This window comes from Nitrososphaerota archaeon, from assembly GCA_029785825.1.
Classification (GTDB): Archaea; Thermoproteota; Nitrososphaeria; order Nitrososphaerales; family Gagatemarchaeaceae; genus UBA183.
In genome coordinates, this window is record JAFLYY010000001.1 from 1,581,968 (window position 1) to 1,603,428 (window position 21,461).

The following is a 21,461-nucleotide window of genomic DNA, read 5'->3' on the forward strand; positions in this document are numbered from 1 at the left end:
CCGGAAGACGAGTATAAAGTTTCGATTGGTGAAACTTCAGAACGGCCCGGATAGTTTTAAGAGTCTCTCCATATGGTATATCCCAGGAATCCTTGGCCAAGTTCTCCTCTGCGCAACAGGGGTGGAAGGAGCAGACCGGGAGCATCATGGCCGTAGAGACTTCGAAGCTTTTCGTCGGGAAGACGAATGCCAGGAAATCCCCCGGAGACGTTGGAGACCTTGTCGACTCCATTAAGGAGAAAGGGATACTCGAACCCGTCCTCGTCAGGCCCATAGGCGGTAGGTACGAGCTGGTTGTCGGGTCGAGAAGGTTCGAGGCCGCCAAGATTGTGGGGCTGAAGAAGATGCCCGCCATAGTCAGGCCTATGACTGACGAGGAGGCAATCGTAGTCTCCCTCGTGGAGAACATTCAGAGGAGAGACATCGAGCCCGAGGAAGAGTACGACGCCATCATAGCCCTAAGGAAGGTCAATCCGCGTGCCTATGGTTCGTCGGATCAGATAGCAAAGGCGCTGGGAAAGTCGAGGAGGTACGTTGACGACAGAATAAACGCCGTCGAGGCGATCCGCACGATAAGGAAGGAGACAAGAGCAGACATAGCAGTAAAACATGCGCCGCTCCAGAGCGAGAGGAAGGAGGGAGTCCTCCCGGTCAGGCATGCGACGTTCCTGCATCGGGCTGAGGAAGCGCCCACGGTCCAGGAGCTTCCCAAGAGGGAGAGGGCCACCCAGTTGAAGGAGTTGGCTGAGACCATTGCGCCGCTACCGACCCCCGAGGCTGAGAATGTGGTGAGCCATTTCGTGATGGCCCCCCAGCGCCCTGTGGAGGACATCAAGAAAGAGGCGTCGTATCTCCACGCCGTCAAGCTTGAGATATTGTTGGATCCTAGGGTGGCAGACGGCCTGAGGAAGGCCGCTGAGGAAAGGAACACCACCATGGAAGCGGTCGCCTCGCTGGCCATTCACTCATGGCTGAGGCAGCAGCGCTACGCGTAGGAGCACTACAAGAAACCGTCGCACGTGGAGCCTGGGAGGACTGGAGCCTGGTATCGGTAGTCGGCTTGGGGTCGCGCTGCCTGAGATTCGTGTTGTATCGCATGTGGCGATTCACAGCTGCCACCGGGGAAAGGGGATGCCACCTAGGCGTTCTAATCGAGATGAGGAAGGCCGAATCGCTTGTGCAGGGGTTCGAACCCACTATCTGATTCCGGAAAGGAAGACTGGGTCCGCGTTCTCGTGGGCGTTCGGCCTTACCGCCGCTGCTTCATGAGCTCGCCAATCTCCCTGTCTAGCCTGACCACCTCGCTCTGGTAACGCTCCATCTCCGACTGGTCCCTGTCTATGCTCTGTCTCTTGCTGGTAATCTTCGCCTTCAGGTCGGTGAGGGACCTGTTCGCGGCGTCCATGGACGAGTTGAGCGTCCGCATCTTGCCGTCCATGTCTGTCTTCTGCGCCTGGAGGTCAGCGTACTGCTTCTCCGTGTTAGCAAGCTGAGCCTGGAGACCACGGAGCTCCTGCTCCTGCTTCCTGACACGTTCGTAGTACTCGTTCGCCTTGGTCTCGTTATTCCTTCTCCGTTCCTGGGCGCCTGTAAGCTGGTAGCTCACGGGCACGACCTGCCAACTTCGATATTTATCCCTGACAAGAAGGGCTCGGGCTGGAAGTTGACCCCAAGAGCGAAGCTGTTGGTCGCGCTCCCCGTGATTGCGGCCCTGGTAATCGTTCTCGTCTATTTCAGGCTCTTCGACGACCCCGTCATCATCGTGGTCATCTTTGTCCTCTACGTCGCCGTGAGCCTGTGGAACAGGCGGAAGTTCGGGAAGCAGGCACCTAGGAGCTGATGCGGTCCCGCTCCTATGGGAGACGAAACCTGTCGTAGGGCTCGATGAGGTCGAGCTCCCTTTCCCTTTCTCTGGAGTCGGGGCACACCGCTTCCAACTTCTTTTTGAACGCGCGGGAGTGGTTGAACTCTACCAAGTGCGTTAGCTCGTGGAGGATGACATATTCCCGGAGCCGCTCCGGGAGCGCGGCCAGTTGCCAGCTGAACGACAATCTGCCGCTGCGGGTGCAATACCCCCACTTGTTGATTTCCCTCACATCCACTCTTGTGGGTTTGGCGCCGACCTTCGGAGCCAGCTCCGCCACCCTACGGACGACATATGCCGAGCTCTCCCGGAGAAACCACCTGCGGACCAGCTCCCTTAGCGCCCGACTGTCGCTGGTCTGCACTTCGACGACCCCCCTCGCGGGATCGGGAACGAAGCGGTCGGAAGCGCCGTCCCTGTACACCACCCGGAGCAGCTCCCCGCTGAGCATAACCATGTTCCCGTCGAGGACCCTCTTGGTCCGTGACACACGCACATACTCCCTTCGCAACCATGGCGCCTTTTCCCTGATCGCCGCCTCGACGTCGACCCGCCGTCCCCGTGGGAGGGTCACCTCCAGCGTCAGGTCGGGGAGGAAGCGGAAGTAGGTGTACCTCCGGCTCGTCCCTTTGACGACAGAATACACCACTCTCCAGGGGCGGAGGTCGAAGGATGGCACGGCCGTGTCTCCTCTGTGACTGTAGTTAACTCTGGGGCGCTCCGGTTCTGTCTAACTGACGGTTGACGTGCGACCTACATCATGAGGACTCCCCTTCTCAGCGCAGATATCGAGTGTCTTCTTCTCCCCTAGCCCGGGGAAGCATCGCCATGAGTTGCCCCAGTTGGAAGCTCGCCGAACCGTGGCGACCTGTTTTCGGGGCGAGCGACGTCGTTTAAGTGTGGATAGTCCCGCAGCCATGAAAGGCATGAAGCTCCCAGGGCTAACCAAGCCCCCCAGGGTCTTCGTCGACGCTAAGATACTGAACATGCACGACCCATCCCTCCCGAAAGAAGCATACGTCGGCTACGTCGTCGAAGGAAAGGGGAGGCGCAATGTCAGGAAGGTAGTGGCGAAAGAGAGTGACGACGCAGAAGTGCTCGCGATAATGTTCGCCATTGAGGAACTGAAGGGCTCGTTGGGGAGGTTCACCGTGGTGTGCGACCATGAGTCGGTCGTTTCAGAAGCGAGAAGGGACTCGGTTAAGAAGCCGAGTGACCTGCTGAAATCCCTCCGGGAGGTGCTCCGTGCCAATCCGAAGATACGGCTCGAAGCGCTCCTGTCGAACCCGGCGCACCAGGTAGTCACGGAGTATGTCAACGCCTTGAAGGCAGGGACTACGAGGTAGCCTGGTTCCGGGCATGGGTCCGGCTCCTGAAGTACCCGACAAGAGAGATTGCCCCTCTCGTCAGGCGGAAGTTGATCCGCCACCACTCCACGCCGGCATCATCCGCGAGAGAGCCGCGGGTCGGCATCCATGTGTAAGAATCCGCGCTTCTCTTTTCCGAGCCTGATGAGCACCCCTCGCTAGGTCTCCTGATCTTCCTTCGTCATGCGCCCCACAGAAGTCCTCTATGACTAGGGCGTTTCCAAAGCCTGAAAAGTGGTCCGGGTCGACCCTTTGCCGACCGAGGTTGGCTAACCCTGTTGTGCGTGACATTCTGAAACGGCATATGCAGGTCTGGGCGCTTGGGCACTCGATGGCAGTGCTCGGATGGGACACTGAGACGCATATGCCAGAGGCAGGGTCGAAGCCTAGGGGAATAGCGTCCGGTCAGCTGGCGGTCCTGGCACAGAAGGCGACGGTGAGCCTCGAGCCACTGGTGAAGAAGGCCGAGAAGGCGAGGGATCTGGACGACAGGGAGAAAGGGATCGTAAGGGTGCTTCGGAGAAGCCTCGACTATTACCTGAAGGTTCCTCCCGAACTCGTGGACGAGATTCAACGAGTGACCACGGAAGCCACCGTGGTGTGGAGGACTGCTCGCAAGAAGTCTGACTTTCGGCTGTTCAGGCCGCACTTGGAGAGAATCGTAGGGCTGGAGAGAGAGGTAGCTGACAGGCTGGGGTACTCGGGGCACCCCTACAACGCTCTGCTAGACCTCTTCGAGGAAGGATTCACGGTAAATGACGCCGATGGGGTCTACGCGGCTCTGATTCCAAAGAGCAGACGCATTCTCGATAAGGTGACGGCCGAAGGGATTTACCCACCGAAGCACCCGTTGGAGTCGGTGGCTTATGATACAGACGCCATGATTCGGGTGAACGAGGACGTAGTCAAGCTCCTGAAGATGCCTGCCGACAGGTTCAGGGTAGATGTTTCCACCCACCCGTTCACCACCCAGATAGCGTCGGACGACGTGAGGATTACCACTAGGTACGAGGGGAAATCATTCAAGGAATCCCTTTTCAGCACGATTCACGAAAGTGGGCACGCAATCTACGGCCTTGGAATCGGCGCAAAACTGGCGTATACGCCACTCGCCGACGGTGCCTCCTACGGAGTCCACGAGTCACAATCGCGATTCTGGGAGAACGTGGTCGGCAGAAGCAGAGAATTCGTCAGGCTCCTCCGCCCGACGCTCGGAACGAACCTCCCGTTCGTCAGGCGCTACGACGATGAACAGCTCTACCTCTATTTCAACACAGTAAGGAAGAGTTTCATCAGAGTGGAAGCCGACGAGTTGACCTACAACTTCCACACCGCCGTGAGATATGACGTCGAGAAGAAGATAATCGCAGGCGAGGTGAAGGTAGGCGAAGTGCCGGAAATCTGGAACGACACCTTCGATGAATATCTGGGAGTCAGGCCGGGGAACGACGCCGAGGGGGCATTGCAGGACGTCCACTGGAGCGGAGGTTCCTTCGGGTACTTCGCGACGTACACGCTGGGGAACATAGTGGCCGCTATGATTTGGCACAAGATGAAGGATGGAGGAACGATACGCGAGTCCTTGGATAAGGGCGACGTAGTCAGCCTCAAGCAATGGTTAGGAACGAACATCCACAGGTACGGCGCCACGTACCCTCCCAAAGCATTCCAGACCAAAGTCTTCGGAGAGGCGTACAACCCCAACAGACTGTTAGCGTATTTCGAAAAGAAGTTCCTGGCGTAACACAACGACCGGCACGAACTTAGTGTCTACTGGATGGAAGAAGAAGCACTAATTTTAAATAGTATATCACTTAGAGTGATATACTAGGTGACATGAACATGGCAGACAAGACATGGAAGGAAAGTCCCCGTGAAGACGAGGAACAAGAATCGAAGTCGCTGGCGCTGCCCGGTTTCGGGGCCGGCGTGCTATTCGAAGACTTCATGAGACCGTTCGACGAACTCGTGCGGCCGCTGTTCCCGAGCTCTTTCGGCTCTCTCTGGACTGAGTTCGGAGGGAAAGAGCCTAGCATTGACGTACAAGACAGAGGAGACCACTACGTACTGACAGCGGAACTCCCTGGCTTCGACCGGAAGGATGTCGAGGTCGAAGTCAGCGACAGGGTGCTCGAGTTGAAAGGCGAGAAGAAGACGGACAAAGAGAGCGAGGACGGCACCCAGATACGGAGTTCAAAGTCCTACGTCCAGAGGTCCCTGACCCTCCCTGAGGAGATCGTCTCTCAGAAGGTCACCGGGGCTATGAAGAACGGTGTCCTCGAGCTCAAGCTCCCCAAGAAGGAGCCGGGGCTCGCTGACCGGTACAGGAAGGTGGACCTGAAGTAGGGGAGACCCTACTTCTTTTTTGCTAAAGGGAACCCAAGATGGAGAGCGAAGAACTGAACAGGATACTCCAGGTAGTCGAGAACCCGGTTAGAAAGAAGATCATCAAGCGGCTGAGTCAGGAGCCCGCCTACCAGCTGCAGCTCTCCAAGGAGCTAGGCCTAGGTCAGTCTCTGGTGGCCAAGCACCTGAAGATTATGAGTAATGCCGGCCTGGTTACCAGGTCGCAGGAGGATAGCGAGAGCGGCGGACCGAAGACGTGGAAGTACTCCCTGGTGAAGGGCGTCTCGATAACAATGGACCTCGGTCCCAATCTTTTCATCGAAAGGGGATCTTTGTTCGGACTGGGGCCGAAAAGGAAGAGGTCGGAAGCAGTCCAGAGATTCAGGGACCGCGTTGAAGAGGCCGTCTCCAGTGCGGACGACGCAAAAAAGCTCGTCAAGCTCTCGGGAGTCCTGGACGACGTGGACGGCAGGATGGAAGAGATCGAAGATGAGAGGACAGAGCTGCTTGCCGTGAGGAACCTTGCCATGAGCGAGGCCGCCAGGGTGGCCAGCAGGTTCGAAGAGGTGGACACCCGGAAGGTGCTTCTTCACGTGCTCGACGAGCATGACCGCGAGGTAGGACGCATTTCCGAAGCGCTGAACCTCAGGGAGTTCTCCGTAAGGTCGATTCTGCGAGAGTTGGAGGATTTCCTTGAATGAGTGCCGGCAGGCGCCGGCCATATCCCTAAATGCGTCAGTACTGCCCTTGATAGCTGGTGTCTAACATGCCGTATGATGAAGAAGTGAAGAAGATCAACGAAAAGAAGTTCGAAGAGATGCTTAAGCAGCAAAAGCCTCAGAAGAGCAGTCAGGAGCCCTCCGGGAAGCCCGTAGAGTTGACAGATGCCAACTTCGTCCGGGTAGTCAAGAGCCACCCGTTGGTGGTGGTCGACTTCTGGGCACCCTGGTGCGGACCCTGCAGGATGGTGTCTCCGGTGCTCGAAGAACTCGCCTCGGAGATGGTCGGCCTAGCGACCTTCGGGAAGCTCAATGTTGACGATAACCCGGCTATCTCGCAGCAGTTCGAGATTCAGGGAATCCCCACCATCATGGTCTTCAAGGACGGAGAGCCGGTGGATGGGCTGGTGGGAGCGGCGCCGAAGCAAATGATCGAGGCCAAGATAAGGCCATATGTATCTGGAGCCAAAGGCTCACCTTACCAGTAGAATCAGGGACTTTCCTTTGACGTGACGTAGGCGAGGCGGGCGTATGGCCTCACGGCCTGAAGTATCTTCAGTTCTGCCTTCCGCAGATGCTCCTCATAGGTGGACCGCTTCATCCCCTGTTTGAGGGCGATTTCGTCTATGGTAGCGCCTTTGGGCATCTCGTAGTATCCCATCTGGAGGGCCGAAATGAACGCAGACAGTTGCTTCTTGGTCAGAGTACCGAGAAACTCATCCACGGGGACCGTGATGGCCCCTCTCGCCGACTCCCTGGCGACCACTGATTTCCGCTCCACTTCCACCTTGGACACCTTCGAAAGGGCGGCCATCGCCTCGCTCAGCGCGTCGTTGGTGAAGGCCAGCAGGCGACAGTATTCGAACCCGCCATGATAGCTGACCGGCATCACAGAGATGCACCCTGCCCACTCTATCTTGGCTACAGTAGAGTTGTCAGTGGCGCACTTGCAGCTGATGACAGCCTCCAAGTTCCTAGGCGAGTACCTGTTGAACCTGATGAGGCGCGCCCCGAGCCCCTTCAGCATCTCCCTCAGGGCTGAGTCGAGCTTCTCGGCGTCATCAACCTTGGATGCCTGGAACTCCAAGATATCGACCTGGAGATTGCACCACCTCTGGAAGGTCACGGATGGGAACATCTTGGAGAGGCCGCAGAACGGGAGGGTGTGATCGAGCCTGAGATCGACGTCGAACACGCCTCAGCCGACTTGGATGCCCCGCTTAACGCTTTCCGAGGTTCCGAAGAGACATCCGAGAGGCAGGCGTCAGAAGACTCTTCCTCTCCCGTTCCACTGCGGCTTGTCTTGCGCGCGTATTCACATTTGTTCGTGGACAAGATGACGCTCCGCAAATCGACGTCGTGAACTCGGTGCCTTTACTTATCTGAAGGGAAGAGTTCCTCGTACAACGAGACGTCGGAGAAGATAGGGCTCGATGCCATGCCACTCTGCTCCCAAAGGGCCTCGGGAGAGATGGGCTTCATTTCAAGCCCAGCCAAGGTCATCACAAGCCAGTGGAATGGCATCTGCTGCCCCTGGTACCGTCCCTCGTGTTGTATGGCAGCCCTCATCACGCCCCTGTAGTACTCCCTGAGGTCCACGTCGTTTGAATCGGGGTAACTTTTCGGAAAGCCGGTAGCGAACAGGACGGTCGAATCAGAGGGGAGCTCTGTGGTCTCTTCAGACTCGAACTCCTGGTCGACGGCCCAGTCGGTTTCGACGTCGGGGATTCCAAACCTCTTCTTCAGGCCTTCAATCAACAATGAGGAGTCCCTGCGGCCACTTAATCAAACGTCATTTTTGAAAACGGATGAAGAGAGCGTTCATCGGCGTTGAACGGCACTAAAGGGCCGAATGAAAAAGCGTCAGGAGAGATACGGCGCCGTCAGTTGGGCCACGAGGTCTACGGATTCCAGAACATAGGAGCCGTCGCTCCCGATGCCCTCTACTGTGACGTGGTAGGTCTGCCCCGGCGAGACAGAGGCCGTAGACTGGAGGGTGATGTTCGCTATGCTGTCCAGTCCGGGTGCGAAGGGCCCAGGGACTCTCCCCGCCGAGGCGTTCCCCACGAAGAGACGGATGCTCGAGAGAGGTGTGGACCCCTGCACGTCCAGTTTCAGCGTGAGGTAGTCCGGGGTAGCCACCCCAAGCTGATCCGTGGTGTTCATCGTGACGAGCTCCGCGGAGACTATTGAGAAGTGCGGGCATGTGGTTTGTAAGGGTGTGCACGAGGTCGGAGAGGCAGGGAGCGACTGAATCTGGTACCCCACAGTAGTGGCTTCATAGTTGAGCACCAACCCCACCCCAATCACCAGGGCAGTGCAGAGCGCGAAGACCACCAAGCCTCTGGCGTACACAAAGTGCGGTCAGGCGAACCGGGATATCTCCCTTACGATTGCTGTGAGGGTGGCGGCTCCAGGATCTTCCTCAACAGTTCCAGAGATATGTTCCCGCCGGAGACAACCAAGACCACCCTGTCTCCTAGGCCGGGCGCCTTGGCCAGAAGGGGGGCGAGCGGCGCGGAACCCGACGGCTCAGCGACAATCCGGGCTGTGTTGACCATGGCCTTGGTGGCAGCGAGTAACCACTCTTCTGAAACTGCTATGGCGGAGTCGACGTACCTTGAACAAGCCTGAAGGGCGAGTGACCCCAGAGCTTGGGGTATGAGGCCATCTGCCAAGGAAGGTTGGGAAGGGACATTCACCACCTTGTTCGCCTTCAGGGCGGCAGTGAGCTTCGGGGCGTTTTTTGGCTCGACGCCGATTACCCTCGCGCTAACACCTCTCTCCTTGAGGGCGGTCGCGACCCCCGAGATGAGGCCACCTCCTCCCACTGGTACGAGGACCGAGTCGAAGTCGCTGAGTTGCTCGGAAATCTCCATCCCGCAGGTTCCCTGCCCGGCGACCACCTCTGGGTCGTCGAAGGGATGAATGAAAGCCGCTCCGGTAGCCCTAGCTATCTCCTTCGCCTTCGCTTCGCGTTCCTCGCTGAACCGCCCCGCCCTCACCACGTCTGCTCCGTAGTCCTGGATTGCCTCTACCTTTTCCCTCACCGCCGTCTCGGGGACTACGATGGTGCATCTCTTCCCGAGCAGTTTTGAGGAATAGGCTACTGCGATGCCGTGATTCCCTGAAGAGGCTGCGACAACATCACTTTCTTTTACCTCAGAGATCTTGTTGTAAGCTCCCCTGATCTTGAAGACCTTAATGGGCTGAAAGCACTCCAACTTGAGGTACACCTCTCGCCCCGTAAGGCGTGAGAGCGAAGGAGATTCGACCAGAGGGGTCCTGCTGGCGACTCCCGCGATCCTTTCGGCGGCTGCCTCTATCTCCCTAAGGTGGGGGAACGTTCCCTGCTCCATCTGCCTCCCCTCCTCGCCCGGGCTAGAAAAGCGGGTTCGCCAGAGCACCGTATGTGTTGGATGGATTCGCCGTCTGTGAGGACCCACTCTGCGAGACCGGAAAGCGTAGAGGGCCTGCGCTTCACAGTGCTTTAACCAGGACTTTCGCTGATTTCCGACTCTGAGTATCCTAGGACGTCGGTAGATCCGGCGTCAATCTTGACCTGGATTAGATGCCGCTTGATCAGGAGGACCCCAGCCGCCAGCTTCACGTCGGCCTTCACACTCCAGATGCCATTGTCGCTCATCACCTCGACGAACTTCACCCTGCCGAGCCTCTTGCCGTATCGTTTCTCCATCCATGACTTCGCCACCTGCTCGGCGTCGTCCGTGGTTGCAAGCAGAGACACAACCTCCACATAGTCACTCTCGCTATATCGCCGCGGGCGTGATTCGTTTGAACAACAGGTTAGGAAAACTGAACTGAGAAGAGTCTAGCCACCCTTAATGGGTCCGATAAAGACCCCCATCAGTTAGGGCAATCTGACCCGTCCCTTGGAACATTATGTTTCCAACGGGCCGTTGGCGGCATGTTCCGTCTCGCTGGCGCATCCACTTCGGTGCGGACTAGCACATAAGAGGAGGAAACGAACCCTCCAGGGGGCCGCACCAGCCACGGTGGACATCATGTCAAATCCGATCTTCTGTTTCAGGAAGTATATGATGTCGTTGTGGGGGTTGTGGTGGGTATTTCGCGCGGAGGTCGACACTGTCGGAGAGCCGCCCTGTCGGACCTTGATTTTTTGGTGCCGGCCGAGTATAAGTGGAGGCTAACCAGCTTGGTGCAGGAAAAACGGGCTGGTCAGCTCAACCTCTGATGGATGAGCTGACCTTCTGCGCCACGTCAGGCGGAATCGACTGCATGCCGTGCGTCAGCTTAGCGTGCACCGCCGCCAGTTGCGTCACTTCATCCCTGGAGGAGGCACCTTTCACTTCGAAGCCACACTTCATGCCGATGTCCTTGCATTTGAACTCGTAAGCTGCCAAGTTCTAGTCGGACTTTTTGCTCGCTGAAGTGGTAAAAGGATTCAGCCGGCGGGCGCCGGCTAGTGGCGGAGCGGAATCGCCCGGGCCACGGCCGATGCTACTTCGGTTCATGCTCGTCCTTCCTTCTTTTCTCGTCGCTTTCCTTCAACTTACGCTATGCGAACGTCTGGCGGGCCCAGATAGTCAGGGCACCTTCGGTAATCACCAGACGTGAGTCGTCAATATATCGACCGGGGAGGCGAGGTCCGGACGTGAGCGACTTCGCACTGAGAGTCGAGCGTGGGCAGTCGGTTACACTATCAGACGTCGACGGCGACCTCGTCCTAGAAGGGGGGGTCGTCGTCCCGGCCGCAGGGGTCGTGACAGTCCGGGGTGACGTCCATGTAAGGCAGAGGTCGGTTGTGAAAGGGAGCCTGGAGGCCGAGTCGGTCATGGGGGACGGCGACCTGCAAGTGGAAGGAGACTTTGAAGCGGAGGAGGTTAGGCTGGGCGACGGTGCGAGCTTGGAGGTGAGAGGGAACCTGAAATCGGAGAGCGTTGACGTGCCCAACCAGCTGGAGGTCGGAGGAAGAACCGACGTCAGTGACATGCGCGTCGGAGGGACCGCCATCTTGTCAGGAGAAGCTGCGGCTGAGAATGTGAAGGTCGGAGGGACGCTGAAAGCTAGCTCAACGCTGAAGGCTGAAGACGTCAAAGTAGGAGGGACTCTTGAGGTGAAGGCTCTGGTCTGTGAAGATGTGACCGTCGGAGGGAGCCTGAAGGCAGAGACCATAGACGCGGAGGGGGTGAAAGTGGGCGGAACTGCCCAGATAACGGGAGAGACGAGAATCGAAGACCTGGTGGTCGGGGGGACGGCTGAGGTCGGAAGCGGCACCATAGAGGACGCCAGGGTCGGAGGAACCCTGAGCTCGTCAGGTGGAATCTCGTTCGAAGATGTGGACGTCGGCGGGCGCGTGTCGCTGGCGTCAGGGAAGGGCGGGAGCATATCGGTGGGAGGGACTCTGGAGGTCAGCCGCGACCTCGTCTTGGATGAGGACCTTGACGTGGGCGGCACGGTCAAGATAGGAGGAGACTTGAAGGCCGAAGACATCTCCGTCGGAGGGGGGCTCGAAGCCGCGAGCGCCCTCGCAGAAGGGAAACTTGAGACGGGACGAGACCTCCTCACAATCAGGGGGTCGAAGGCAGAGGATGTGGAGATAGGAAGGCGCGGGAAGGTGAAGGGACCGATAGTGGGCGGGAGGGTCAGGATCAGGGACAACGCGATAGCCGAGGACATTCATGCGGAGGACCTGTGGTTGGGAGACAAATGCTCTGCCCGGGACATCTACATCCGACGGGGCGAAATCGGGAACGGCTGCGTCGTGTCCGGGAGGGTGCTGTATACTGAGGCTCTTAGGCTTGGAAGAGGCGTAAGCCTGACCATTCAGCCTGAGAAGGTGACGGAACTCCCGAATCCGCCGCTATGAGCAAGGTCAAGAGGTCGAAGCTTGACATATATTGTTCGTTGCTCCGCGCGATAGACTCCTACGGCGGGTCGGGGCGCATCACGCACCTCTCTTACGCATCCAACACCCCCTTGGACAGGACGAGGAAATACCTGCAGTTTCTCGCCGGCAGGGGGTTGCTTAGGGCCGACGAAGGGGAAGATGGCACTGACTACGTTATGACTCCGAGAGGCTACGAGTTCATGAGGGCCTATGCTGTGGTGGGCGCAATAATCGACGCCGACAAGGGCGACTAAGCGCGGTTGACCGAGTGTGCCAGGCTATGAAACGGTTTGAGACGCGGCATCCCGCCTAGCTCTGGCGGGCAGGCGCAGTGGAGAGTCTGGAGGACTTCAAGGCCGCGATTATCTCCTTGCAGAACGCCGGTAGGTCCGCGGGGGACCGCGAGGTAATGATGTTCCTGTCGTTCACCACGGGTCGGTCGACGTATCTGGCGCCGGCGTTGACCACGTCCTCCTTGATTGAGCTGAAGCAGGTCATAGAAAGATCCTTGGCCAGCCCGGCTGACGCGAGGACCCACCCAGCGTGGCAGATGGCCGCTACCACCTTCCCTCTGGCGTGCATCTCCTTCACAAAACCGAGGAGCGAAGGATAGCGCCTCATGTAGTCAGGGGCGTAGCCTCCGGGGATGATTACGGCGTCGAAGGCGTCGGGCTTTGCTTGGTCGACAGGCATGTCAGGTTTCGCTTCCAGGCCGTGTTTCCCTCTGTAAAGCACGCCCGAGCCTGTCCCCAGCACGGTAATCTCCGCGTCCGCCTCCTTCAGCCGGTAGTAAGGGTACCAGAACTCGAGGTCCTCGTAGAGGCTTTCCACCAAGATGGCTACTTTTCTGCCTGACAGCGACATGACCTGCAGATACCGTTCTGCCGATATAAGGGGTTGCGATCAGGAAGGGCAACGGAGTCTGCGGGCGTCCTCGGGGTCTCCGTTCTCCCATATGGGGGCGGGACTCCTGATTCGAGCGGCTTCACGTGGGCCGATGTTATGGAATGCCCACCCTAAGCCCGGTTGAATTGGTGGAGAGAGTCGAGGTCTCAGAACGGGCGGCGACATTGTGAGAATCGAGATATGGAAACGGTTCTTCAGCAGAATCGCCGGTGACCGCCTCGCCGGCATCTACCGCGCCTCCACCAGTGGATATGGCTGGAGGCGGCAGAGAGGAACATAACGGACTTCTTCGGGGTCCCCAATTCGCGCTCCGAATCTCCGGGGCGCTGCCCTTCGCGTCTACGTAACTTTCCCATTCCCTTTTGTCGTGGGTCAGAGACGGAAGGTAACGTTACATGCAGCCGTGGGTGGATCGTTGTTCTTGTTGGCTGCGTAGTCCATGGATGTGCCGTGGGCGTGCATGTGGACTGTGGGGTGCTGCGCTTCACCGCCCTAATCGCGATGCGACCGTTAGGCGCTTATCGGCCCGGCGGCTGCGACACCCCCCGTTGTTGTTTTGGAATATCATCGCTGAGGTCTTCAGCAGCCGGCGACGTTAGTGGGAGTCACGAAAATGAGTCGTCTGCTGCGAGCGACAGATGTATTACATAACACTCAGCGCTGTAGTCAGCCGTGCAGACTCCGGACATCGTTCGGTGGCTGAAGGACTATATCGGACCCGTCAATTCGGCCCTCGAAGAGTTGTGCCCGCCTGGAGGCGCCACCCCACTTGAGAGGGCAGCCTTCGACGCACTGTCCGTAGGCGGTAAGAGGGTCCGCGGTACCCTGGCGCTGCTCTGGTGCGAGATGTACTCGGGGGACTATAAGCCGGCTATCAACCTCGCGGCGGCCTATGAGCTCGCCCACGCAAGCGCCCTCATCCAAGATGACATCATCGACCGCTCCGAGATGCGGAGGGGGGAGAAATCGATAGGGGCGAGATATGGCCTTGCCACTGCGCTGCTTGCATCAGACCTGCTACTCTTCAACGTCCCGAAGATGGTCGCCAGGTATGAGAACCTAGAGAGCAGGAGGCTCGCGAGAGTCCTCGACCTGCTCGGAGAGGCGTGCAGGGCGACCACCTGGGGGGAGTTCATAGACATGGAGATGGCCGGCGACGGGGAGGCCTCGGAAGGGCGCTATGAAGAGATGATCAGGCTCAAGACATCCAGCCTGCTGAGCGCTCCCTGCGCCAGCGGGGCGCTGGTAGGAGGGGCGTCTGACGAGGGAGCGGCGCTAGCAGAGAGGTTCGGGGAGGAGGTGGGGATGGCCTACCAAATCCAGGACGATGCCCTTGACCTTGTTGGCGACGAGTCGGAGCTCGGGAAGCCTGTGTTTACGGACATGAGGGGCGGAAAGAAGAGCGTGGTCCTAATGCACTGCATGGATCGATGTGGGAGCGAGGACAAGGCGTTCATACGTGGCCTCATGAACCGGACAGGGGCCTACGGCAAGCCAGAGATAGAGAGACTGAGGCGACTTATCAGAGAGCGAGGTTCCCTCGCCTATGCACGGAAGGAGGTCGAGCGCCACACAGAAGAGGCGAAGCGCATCCTCGGCCCCACCCCAGAAGGCACCGTGAGGTCGCGCCTCCTTGAGCTGACGGACTACTTGGCAGCGAGATACTACTGACCAGCAACGGCGAATAGAAACCTTCCTTCTTGGACGTCCCATGCTCATCCGTTCGGGGGAAAGCCATTGTGGTTTTCGGAGGACGCCCCGTGGTCTCCGCCGACGCCGACAACAGGACTCTCGAAGGGGATGCGGAATGTGCCGGCGAGGCGGGGGCCCACGTGGGCGACCTTATGAGGCGGAAGTATAGGGTCGGGATGCTCGAGGGCTCGGCGAATGTGACCGGGGCGGCTGGCGTGCCGCTAATAAGCCCCCAAAGCCGGCTTCGACCGTTGGCCAAGAGTTTAGGGTCGCCGGAGGAAATTGCCCAGACGATAAAGAGGCTTTACGAGCGCGGGCTTGTCTCTGGCGTAGGCGGGAACGCCAGCGTGATTGTCCGGCCGAAGGAGCAGGTCTTGATCACCCCAGCAGGGTTCTTCAAGGGCGGGGTCGCAAGTGGTGACATTGTAAAGGTGAACTTAGACGGGAAGGTGTCCGGAGGCGGCACCCCTTCGAGCGAACTTCCCACCCACCTCTTGGCCTACAGGCTGAGGGGCGACATCTGCGCCATCGTCCATGCCCACCCACCAGCCGCAGTGGGGCTCGTCACAGCTGGACTTCAGATACCGGTCATGACCCCCGAGCACGCAGTCATGGTCAGACGTCTGGAGACTGTTGACTTCGCCACCCCAGGAGCGGCTGGCGCGGCGGCCGTGGCCGAGAGCTTGAAGGTATGCGACGTGGTGGGGGTACGGAACCATGGCTTCTTCTCGCTCGGAAAAGACCTGCACGAAGCGGCGTCCAGGCTCGAGGTCCTCGAAGAGAGCGCCAGGGTTTACCTCGCGGGGAAGCTGGCCGGAGGCGTCACCGGGTTGACAGAGGTGGAGCAGAAGAGAATCAGAGGGGCGTACGGCCGCGAGTAGCCAAGCAGGCGTCGATACTTCCCGTCTGGGCAGGGCTAGAGCCCTAGCGTTCACCTCCCTCGGCCATTTCATAAACGACGGCTCGGTCTTCCTCCTTCCTCTGATCGTCGATCTTCTTGGAAGCCAGCACGGAGCCACACACTTTGAACAGGCAATTCTGCTCTTCTTGTTCTACTTCAGCTCGATGGCGTCCAGTGTTTTTGTCGGCAGGCGGGCAGACAAGACAGGGGCGCCCGGGATGTTGATGGCAGTCGGGATTGCGTGTCTGGGGGTGGGGCTGATCGGGTTCTTTGCTACAATGATCTACACGGCAGGCACCGAGCTCTTCACCCTGGCCCTGCTCTTCGACTCCGTCATGGGGTTCGGGAGCGCGTTCTATCATCCCCTAGGAGGGAGCATCCTGCAGTCCTCGTTCGACCGCGACAACACTGGAAGGGCCCTGGGCTTGAACGGGGCCCTGGGGAGCGTCGGCAGAGCGCTGTACCCGCTGATTTACGGGGCAGCAGTCTTGATGGTCACGATACCCGACTCGGTGGCGGCCTTTGGGCTTGTCGGTGTCGTTGCGGCGGTTCTCATATGGGTCGGACTCGGGGCGGCCAGGACGGGCAGGAAGCAGGAGGGACGAGAAGGTCAACCTCTCCGGAGGTCGCTCACCAGGCCGATGGTAATCCTGATGATAATCACCTTCATCAGGTCGGCGGCGATATTCGGGGTTGCCGCGTACGTACAGATATTCCTCACCGCCCAGAGGGGAGTGGGAGTAGGGTCCCTTCTTGGAGTCCTGACGGCTATCTACTTCGCTCCAGCCATCGTGGGGCAGCCTCTGTTCGGATGGCTCATGGACAGAGTCGACCATAGGCTGATTATGGCTGTATCAGCGGCCGGCGCCTCCACATCCATTGTGGGCTTCGTCAGCGCGGGTGGAGCCATGAGCTACGCCTTCCTCTCCCTCTTCGGATTCTTCGCGTACACAGGGTTTCCAGTACTGCTGTCCCTCGCGGCGGACTATGCGCCTGCTGGAGCCTCGAGCCTGGGCAACTCACTGGTCTGGGGGTTGGGGACCACAGGGGGGAATGCGCTGGGTCCCCTGATGGTATACGCGTTGGTGCTCAACGACTACGGCAGGCTCGGCGCTACCTTCGAGTATATGGCTGTCTTGGCGCTGGTTTCCGCTGTAGGCGCGGTTCTGATTCCGAAACCCAAGGAGAGAAAAAGCGATCCCGGGACAGAGGTGAGGCTCGTCGAGAGGACCGCGTGATAAGACAATCCCGAAATCGTCAAAGCGCCTTCGGGGGCTTCAGATGCTTCCGTAAGAGGTACGGAGCGACGTGCGTCCCGTACTTCTCCTTCAGGCTCTTCGGAAGAAAACGGTATGCTCTGACCACCTTCCTGCATTTCGGTGCGCCGCACCTGCACTTCATCCTGAAACCGGGCCAGTCCACGTCGGTGGAGTAGTCAAATGTCAGTTCCTCCCACTTCCGGATATCCCTGGCGGCTATGACTGACATGCCCGAGACCACACAGGTGGGCTCGCAGGAGTGGTTCAGATACCATTCGATTCCGTTCTTCTTCGGCACGATGTATCTGTCGTAGTCGACCTGTATAGTGTATGGCCACACGTCATGTGGTATGTTCCAAATCCACTTCGTCTTCCCCTGGAACCTGACCACCACCTCCGAACGCCTGATGGCTCGCGCCGCGAAAATCCCCTTTCCTTTGGGCCCCGCGTCTCCCACCTTGAAGCGAGTCAAGGACCTTTACCTCCTCGAATGGGCACTCTCGGGCGCTCAGGGAGGAACCGGAACATCAACGCGACGCAGACCAGCGTCCCGACGAGACTTGCCAATATGGGGGCATCGTAGCCCAGATACTGGTAGAGGAACCCCCCGATTATCGGCGCTGGGAAGGCGACCAGCCCCCTAAAGGCTGCCACCTTCCCCCCAACCCCTCCTCGAGTCTTCGGTGGGGCGTGGGTCATCAGGAGGGAGGAGACCCCCGGGACCCAGGTGGTGACCGAGACCCCGAAGACGACGGAGAAGACTAGGAACTCGGAAAGGCTGTTCGAGAACATCCAGCCAGTCATCAGCACGGTTCCAAGGGCTTCGGAGGCTATCAGAGTCTTCTTCGGCCCGAGCCGGATCAGGAGCCGAGTGGCAGGGTATTGTGAAGCCAGCATGGCCAGGTACCACACTGCCACCAGGAGACCTATCTCTTGTGGGGAGAAGTGGAACTGATCTTGGGCCATGGCATAGATGATGTTGGAGCTGATGCCGAAGGCGAAGGCATCGGTTGCGAGCGCGCCGTAGTATCCCCATGCCGACCTTGGGAACGTGAACGCCTCTCTGAGCGAGAATCTCGGACCCTGTTCGGGCTCAGCGGTCATGGTGTGCTTCGTCTCCGAGAGTTCCCTCCAGTAGAGAAAAAGGTCCAGTGACTCGAGAAGCGCGGCCGCGGCGAAGATTGCCAGGTAACCAGTGGTTCCAGCCACCGAGCCCGCCAGGGCAGGGGACACCACGCCGGGGACAGTCCCCAGGAAGAACACCAAGCTGTAGGCGACGTCCATCTTGTGGGGGTCGAGGGCGACCGACTCTGCAACCATGGCCTGTGATGCGGGGCTTCCCATAATCGACACGCCGTAGAGGATGAACGCAACGAGGACCAGATACCGGTTCCCAGTTAACGCGGTCCCCACGAAGCATAGCATGGATGCTACTGTAGTCGCGCTTCCCAGCATAATCGAGCCCTTTCTGCTGTGGAGGTCAGAGTAGTGGCCGGCGAGAGGCTGGATGAAAGTTGCACCTGCGCCCGAGAAGCGGCTTCCCACAGCCTGGAGAATCCCAATGGCTGGAATTCCGAGCCCGATGGATAGGGGGAAGAGCTGGAGGGCAAAGTTGAGCATGCCGATGTAGACCCCAGAGACTAGACCGGTGACCGCGATTACCCTGATGTTCCTGTTCAGCAACAGCACACGGGAGACGCCGAGCACGCCCTGCTTCTGGTTGTCCACTTGGAAGCCGCCGCGAAGGGCGGTCAAGAGCCCGGGTTATCCTTTGCAGCTCATAGCACACAAGACGCCCATGTCGGTCTGCGCCGCGGCGCCTGCGATTCGGTCGGGGGTTCGGCTCTCCAGGGCGGATGTCCAATGCGAAGTACTCCAGCCGGGGAGCGCAAGGGGGGAGAGGGACGTGCACATCCTGGTCAAGAGTACGTCGGGATGGCGGAGACGTTCCCCAGCGGCTAGAACCGGCTCGCTAGGAACGGCTGATGTCGGGAGCGTAGTCCAGCTCAGGGTTATCTGAGACTTCATGGTGACTTGTTTCGCGGCCTTAAGGCCGCGCTCTTCTGGCGTATGTCAGTACGGTGCCGTCCGCTTCCCCCAAGTATATAACAGGCCTCGGAAGGCGCTTCTCGAAACCGCATCCGAGAAATGCCCCATGACTGTGAAAATCGATGAAAACAAGGTATTCAGGATAATCGAGACCAAGAATCCCAAGGTGATTCTGGTCAACGCCCCCGGGGGTCTGCTGAGGCAGACCAAGGAGCTGATGGAGCGGGTGAGAGAGAGATATGGTGTGACTGCCATTCTGTCGGGAGACAGCTGTTTCGGCATCTGTGACACTGTCGACGATGAAGTGGGAAAACTTCAAGCGGATTTGGCGTTACATATTGGGCACAACGCGGCTATCGAACGGGCCGGCGAGTACACTTACCTGATTGATGCCGTTGACGACGTGGAGTTCGCTGGAGTGATAGAGAAGGCCACGAAAGCTCTCGCCCCCTACAGGCGCGTAGGGCTAGCCACGTTCAGCCAGCACCTCCATCAGCTCCGCCCCGTGAGGGAGGCCCTGGAGGCCAGGGGATTCCAGGTCAGGGTAGGGAAGGGCAACAAGCTAATGCTTGAAGGGCAAGTCTTCGGCTGCGACTTCTCCACCGCATTCCCGATCCGGGACGAAGTGGACGCGTTCGCCCTCCTAGGGGAGAGCGAATTCCACGCGGTGGGGCTGGCGCTGGCGACAGGGAAACCCACCTTCATGCTGGACCCATACATGGAAGAGGTGACCGACATGAAGGAGGCTGCAGAGGAGAGGTTGAAGAAGGCGATACTCGCAGTTTACAAGGCCAGGGACGCGAGGGTCTTCGGAGTCATCACCGGGCTGAAGGAGGGACAGAAGATGCTCGGGAGGAGCAGGTGGATATCAAAGCGACTCGAAATGAACGGGAGAAAGGTAATCCAATTAGCTATGAGCGAGGTGACCGCCGAGCGACTTGCACCGCACCGGGAGATAGAGGCGTTCGTCCAGACAGCGTGCCCGCGGATTTCCATTGATGGGTTCACCTTCGACAGGCCGGTCCTTTCGATCCCCCAGGCGGACGCACTAGTTGCGCTTATTGAGGGGAGGGAAATGGGGGAGTTCCTTGAGCGCGCGAAGTGGATTGAGCTCACGGTGGGGCTGATTAAGAAATGAAAGAGGCAAAGAGGGTCCAGGGGGTCCTCCCGGGAGACAGGCTGGCGGTGTCTGAGGAGTTCCTCCCAGGCTCCCACACCTACGACTCTTCGGGGCTAATCAGATCCTTGACGGCGGGGTCTGTGGTGAAGGACGCAAAGAGCATGGAGATATCGGTTAAGCCGGCAGCGGAGCCCGAACTGTTCAGGGTGGACGATTGGGTCACCGGACAGGTAGAGGCAACCCAGGCGAACTCGGCCAATGTGCATATCTTCTTCCATAACGGAAAGCCCAACCACAAGGACTTCTCCGGGATGCTCTCGCTCAGGGGGTTGTCTGGGGGCGGGAGGGGGGAGAGAGGGGCAAGGAGGACGACCCCGGTGAAGTCGGGGGACATAGTCAGGTGCAGGGTGTTCAGCCTGGTCAATGGTATCATCCACCTCAACATCGACGAGCCAGACATGGGGGTGGTGTCAGCGCTCTGCGGCATCTGTGGGAAGCCCCTCCAAAGGGGGAGCGCGACGAAGGTGAAGTGCGACGAGTGCGGCAACGTCGAGGATAGGAAGCGGACAAGGGATTTCGGGACCGTTCCGATAGAGCCTTAGTCGGAAGCCGACCTACTTGAGACGAGTGTTCCTATTTCCTTAAAAGCTCGAGACAGGGGGCCCGTCAGGCAAAATGCAGGTCCAGACCATCAGTGAAGACGAGAAGGGGCTTACGGTCGAGATCACAGGGGAGGACTACTCACTCGCGGAAATCGTCCACCATGAGCTCCTAGAGGAGAAGAGCGTCACCTTCGCAGGGGTAATCCCTCCGCACCCATTGATCAAGAAGCTGGTACTGAAGGTCAGGGCCCAGAGGATGAAGCCCGAGAAGGCTTTCGCAAACAGTGTCGAAAGGGCGATGGAGACCACCAAGGAGCTCTACGGCGGAGTGAAGAAAGCACTCGGTGGTGGATCTTCGTGACGCTGAAGTTCTGTCCCAAATGCGGAACCAGACTCAAGCTCAAGGAAGACAAGAGCGCTAAAGGTGTAAAGACGCTAACGTTTCTCTGCGAGAATTGTGGTTGGAAAGACCCGAAAGCCGGTAAGACCGTGACCCAGGCGACCGAGGAAGAACTGTCAGCCACGCCGCAGATTAAGGTGGTCGGGGAGAGAGAGGAGAAGCTCAACTCTCTTCCCACGACAAAGATAGAGTGCCCGAAGTGCGGTCACAACGAAGCGTTCTGGTGGTTCCTTCAGACGAGGAGCGGAGACGAACCTCCGACCCAGTTCTACCGCTGTGTGAAATGCAACCACACGTGGAGATCATACAGCTGACTTTCGTCCTTTGGCGCCGAATCAAACTAGGCTCCAACGTTCACTGACTC

At 58.8% G+C, this 21,461-nt stretch carries 27 protein-coding genes; 16 read left to right on the forward strand and 11 right to left on the reverse strand.

Annotation, left to right across the window (positions count from 1 at the left end):
- Positions 1–92 precede the first annotated feature (92 nt).
- Positions 93–995, forward strand: a complete 903-nt coding sequence (locus JRN21_08495) for a ParB/RepB/Spo0J family partition protein (GenBank protein MDG6989340.1) — start codon at positions 93–95, stop codon at positions 993–995.
- A 254-nt stretch (positions 996–1,249) separates the two neighbouring features.
- Here JRN21_08495 and JRN21_08500 read toward each other — a convergent pair whose 3' ends face one another.
- Entirely contained in the window at positions 1,250–1,606 is a 357-nt protein-coding gene (locus tag JRN21_08500) for a hypothetical protein (protein ID MDG6989341.1), read from the reverse strand.
- Positions 1,607–1,663: 57 nt separating this feature from the next.
- Between JRN21_08500 and JRN21_08505 the strand changes: the two genes are divergently transcribed.
- Positions 1,664–1,840 (forward strand): hypothetical protein, encoded by a 177-nt coding sequence (locus tag JRN21_08505; GenBank protein MDG6989342.1) that lies wholly within the window; start codon positions 1,664–1,666, stop codon positions 1,838–1,840.
- Between the two features lie 13 nt (positions 1,841–1,853).
- On the opposite strand, the gene JRN21_08510 is transcribed toward JRN21_08505, so the two are convergent.
- The gene (locus tag JRN21_08510) at positions 1,854–2,543 is read right to left on the reverse strand and encodes a M48 family metallopeptidase (GenBank protein ID MDG6989343.1); all 690 of its coding nucleotides are present in this window, start codon (positions 2,541–2,543) and stop codon (positions 1,854–1,856) included.
- Positions 2,544–2,790: 247 nt separating this feature from the next.
- Between JRN21_08510 and JRN21_08515 the strand changes: the two genes are divergently transcribed.
- From JRN21_08515 to trxA, 5 genes are all read left to right on the forward strand, one after another.
- Positions 2,791–3,210, forward strand: a complete 420-nt coding sequence (locus JRN21_08515) for a hypothetical protein (protein ID MDG6989344.1) — start codon at positions 2,791–2,793, stop codon at positions 3,208–3,210.
- A gap of 226 nt (positions 3,211–3,436) precedes the next feature.
- Positions 3,437–4,975, forward strand: a complete 1,539-nt coding sequence (locus JRN21_08520) for a carboxypeptidase M32 (GenBank protein MDG6989345.1) — start codon at positions 3,437–3,439, stop codon at positions 4,973–4,975.
- A 92-nt stretch (positions 4,976–5,067) separates the two neighbouring features.
- Positions 5,068–5,577: an Hsp20/alpha crystallin family protein gene (locus JRN21_08525; protein MDG6989346.1), complete on the forward strand. Its 510-nt coding sequence runs from the start codon at positions 5,068–5,070 to the stop codon at positions 5,575–5,577.
- 38 nt (positions 5,578–5,615) lie between these two features.
- On the forward strand, positions 5,616–6,278 hold the full coding sequence (locus tag JRN21_08530) for an ArsR family transcriptional regulator (GenBank protein ID MDG6989347.1): 663 nt from the start codon (positions 5,616–5,618) through the stop codon (positions 6,276–6,278).
- Positions 6,279–6,394: 116 nt separating this feature from the next.
- Entirely contained in the window at positions 6,395–6,784 is a 390-nt protein-coding gene (trxA, locus tag JRN21_08535; protein MDG6989348.1) for a thioredoxin, read from the forward strand.
- 2 nt (positions 6,785–6,786) lie between these two features.
- Here trxA and JRN21_08540 read toward each other — a convergent pair whose 3' ends face one another.
- The 6 genes from JRN21_08540 to JRN21_08565 all read right to left on the reverse strand — a co-directional run bounded on the left by JRN21_08540 (position 6,787) and on the right by JRN21_08565 (position 10,645).
- A complete protein-coding gene (locus JRN21_08540) occupies positions 6,787–7,491 on the reverse strand; it encodes a helix-turn-helix domain-containing protein (protein ID MDG6989349.1) in 705 nt (234 codons plus the stop codon).
- A gap of 179 nt (positions 7,492–7,670) precedes the next feature.
- Complete coding sequence (locus tag JRN21_08545; GenBank protein MDG6989350.1) at positions 7,671–8,054, reverse strand: hypothetical protein; 384 nt, start codon at positions 8,052–8,054, stop codon at positions 7,671–7,673.
- Between the two features lie 105 nt (positions 8,055–8,159).
- Positions 8,160–8,651, reverse strand: a complete 492-nt coding sequence (locus JRN21_08550) for a hypothetical protein (protein MDG6989351.1) — start codon at positions 8,649–8,651, stop codon at positions 8,160–8,162.
- 32 nt (positions 8,652–8,683) lie between these two features.
- Positions 8,684–9,655 carry a threonine/serine dehydratase gene (locus tag JRN21_08555; GenBank protein ID MDG6989352.1) on the reverse strand — a complete coding sequence of 324 codons (972 nt, stop codon included), beginning with the start codon at positions 9,653–9,655 and terminating at the stop codon, positions 8,684–8,686.
- Between the two features lie 131 nt (positions 9,656–9,786).
- Positions 9,787–10,044, reverse strand: coding sequence for a hypothetical protein (locus JRN21_08560; protein ID MDG6989353.1), 258 nt, complete (start codon positions 10,042–10,044; stop codon positions 9,787–9,789).
- 457 nt (positions 10,045–10,501) lie between these two features.
- Positions 10,502–10,645 (reverse strand): DUF1059 domain-containing protein, encoded by a 144-nt coding sequence (locus JRN21_08565; protein MDG6989354.1) that lies wholly within the window; start codon positions 10,643–10,645, stop codon positions 10,502–10,504.
- 287 nt (positions 10,646–10,932) lie between these two features.
- On the opposite strand from JRN21_08565, the gene JRN21_08570 reads away from it, so the two are divergent.
- Positions 10,933–12,147 carry a polymer-forming cytoskeletal protein gene (locus JRN21_08570; GenBank protein MDG6989355.1) on the forward strand — a complete coding sequence of 405 codons (1,215 nt, stop codon included), beginning with the start codon at positions 10,933–10,935 and terminating at the stop codon, positions 12,145–12,147.
- Complete coding sequence (locus tag JRN21_08575) at positions 12,144–12,422, forward strand: hypothetical protein (protein MDG6989356.1); 279 nt, start codon at positions 12,144–12,146, stop codon at positions 12,420–12,422. The genes JRN21_08570 and JRN21_08575 overlap by 4 nt, the downstream gene beginning before the upstream one ends.
- Positions 12,423–12,477: 55 nt before the next feature.
- Here JRN21_08575 and JRN21_08580 read toward each other — a convergent pair whose 3' ends face one another.
- Positions 12,478–13,032 (reverse strand): type 1 glutamine amidotransferase, encoded by a 555-nt coding sequence (locus JRN21_08580; protein MDG6989357.1) that lies wholly within the window; start codon positions 13,030–13,032, stop codon positions 12,478–12,480.
- Between the two features lie 714 nt (positions 13,033–13,746).
- Here JRN21_08580 and JRN21_08585 point away from each other — a divergent pair.
- The 3 genes from JRN21_08585 to JRN21_08595 all read left to right on the forward strand — a co-directional run bounded on the left by JRN21_08585 (position 13,747) and on the right by JRN21_08595 (position 16,905).
- A complete protein-coding gene (locus tag JRN21_08585) occupies positions 13,747–14,745 on the forward strand; it encodes a polyprenyl synthetase family protein (GenBank protein MDG6989358.1) in 999 nt (332 codons plus the stop codon).
- A gap of 272 nt (positions 14,746–15,017) precedes the next feature.
- Positions 15,018–15,647 carry a class II aldolase/adducin family protein gene (locus tag JRN21_08590; protein ID MDG6989359.1) on the forward strand — a complete coding sequence of 210 codons (630 nt, stop codon included), beginning with the start codon at positions 15,018–15,020 and terminating at the stop codon, positions 15,645–15,647.
- 25 nt (positions 15,648–15,672) lie between these two features.
- The gene (locus tag JRN21_08595) at positions 15,673–16,905 is read left to right on the forward strand and encodes an MFS transporter (GenBank protein MDG6989360.1); all 1,233 of its coding nucleotides are present in this window, start codon (positions 15,673–15,675) and stop codon (positions 16,903–16,905) included.
- A gap of 19 nt (positions 16,906–16,924) precedes the next feature.
- Here the strand turns inward: JRN21_08595 and JRN21_08600 are convergent, their stop codons facing one another.
- Both JRN21_08600 and JRN21_08605 read right to left on the reverse strand, forming a co-directional pair.
- Positions 16,925–17,398 (reverse strand): SET domain-containing protein-lysine N-methyltransferase, encoded by a 474-nt coding sequence (locus JRN21_08600; GenBank protein ID MDG6989361.1) that lies wholly within the window; start codon positions 17,396–17,398, stop codon positions 16,925–16,927.
- Positions 17,395–18,681, reverse strand: coding sequence for an MFS transporter (locus tag JRN21_08605; protein MDG6989362.1), 1,287 nt, complete (start codon positions 18,679–18,681; stop codon positions 17,395–17,397). The genes JRN21_08600 and JRN21_08605 overlap by 4 nt, the downstream gene beginning before the upstream one ends.
- A gap of 406 nt (positions 18,682–19,087) precedes the next feature.
- On the opposite strand from JRN21_08605, the gene dph2 reads away from it, so the two are divergent.
- From dph2 to JRN21_08625, 4 genes are all read left to right on the forward strand, one after another.
- On the forward strand, positions 19,088–20,113 hold the full coding sequence (dph2, locus tag JRN21_08610; GenBank protein MDG6989363.1) for a diphthamide biosynthesis enzyme Dph2: 1,026 nt from the start codon (positions 19,088–19,090) through the stop codon (positions 20,111–20,113).
- A complete protein-coding gene (locus JRN21_08615) occupies positions 20,110–20,697 on the forward strand; it encodes an exosome complex RNA-binding protein Csl4 (GenBank protein MDG6989364.1) in 588 nt (195 codons plus the stop codon). The genes dph2 and JRN21_08615 overlap by 4 nt, the downstream gene beginning before the upstream one ends.
- Positions 20,698–20,770: 73 nt before the next feature.
- Entirely contained in the window at positions 20,771–21,058 is a 288-nt protein-coding gene (locus JRN21_08620; protein ID MDG6989365.1) for a hypothetical protein, read from the forward strand.
- A 2-nt stretch (positions 21,059–21,060) separates the two neighbouring features.
- Positions 21,061–21,411: a transcription factor S gene (locus JRN21_08625; protein MDG6989366.1), complete on the forward strand. Its 351-nt coding sequence runs from the start codon at positions 21,061–21,063 to the stop codon at positions 21,409–21,411.
- Positions 21,412–21,461 lie beyond the last annotated feature (50 nt).

Excerpts from the sequence above, each read along its gene's own strand:
- JRN21_08555 (MDG6989352.1), bottom strand. The coding sequence starts at position 9,655 with ATGGAGCAGGGAACGTTCCCCCACCTTAGGGAGATAGAGGCAGCCGCC.
- JRN21_08615 (MDG6989364.1), top strand. The coding sequence starts at position 20,110 with ATGAAAGAGGCAAAGAGGGTCCAGGGGGTCCTCCCGGGAGACAGGCTG.
- JRN21_08520 (MDG6989345.1), top strand. The coding sequence starts at position 3,437 with ATGACTAGGGCGTTTCCAAAGCCTGAAAAGTGGTCCGGGTCGACCCTT.
- JRN21_08525 (MDG6989346.1), top strand. The coding sequence starts at position 5,068 with ATGAACATGGCAGACAAGACATGGAAGGAAAGTCCCCGTGAAGACGAG.
- trxA (MDG6989348.1), top strand. The coding sequence starts at position 6,395 with ATGCTTAAGCAGCAAAAGCCTCAGAAGAGCAGTCAGGAGCCCTCCGGG.
- JRN21_08530 (MDG6989347.1), top strand. The coding sequence starts at position 5,616 with ATGGAGAGCGAAGAACTGAACAGGATACTCCAGGTAGTCGAGAACCCG.
- JRN21_08575 (MDG6989356.1), top strand. The coding sequence starts at position 12,144 with ATGAGCAAGGTCAAGAGGTCGAAGCTTGACATATATTGTTCGTTGCTC.
- JRN21_08565 (MDG6989354.1), bottom strand. The coding sequence starts at position 10,645 with ATGAAGTGTGGCTTCGAAGTGAAAGGTGCCTCCTCCAGGGATGAAGTG.
- JRN21_08620 (MDG6989365.1), top strand. The coding sequence starts at position 20,771 with ATGCAGGTCCAGACCATCAGTGAAGACGAGAAGGGGCTTACGGTCGAG.
- JRN21_08580 (MDG6989357.1), bottom strand. The coding sequence starts at position 13,032 with ATGTCGCTGTCAGGCAGAAAAGTAGCCATCTTGGTGGAAAGCCTCTAC.
- JRN21_08515 (MDG6989344.1), top strand. The coding sequence starts at position 2,791 with ATGAAGCTCCCAGGGCTAACCAAGCCCCCCAGGGTCTTCGTCGACGCT.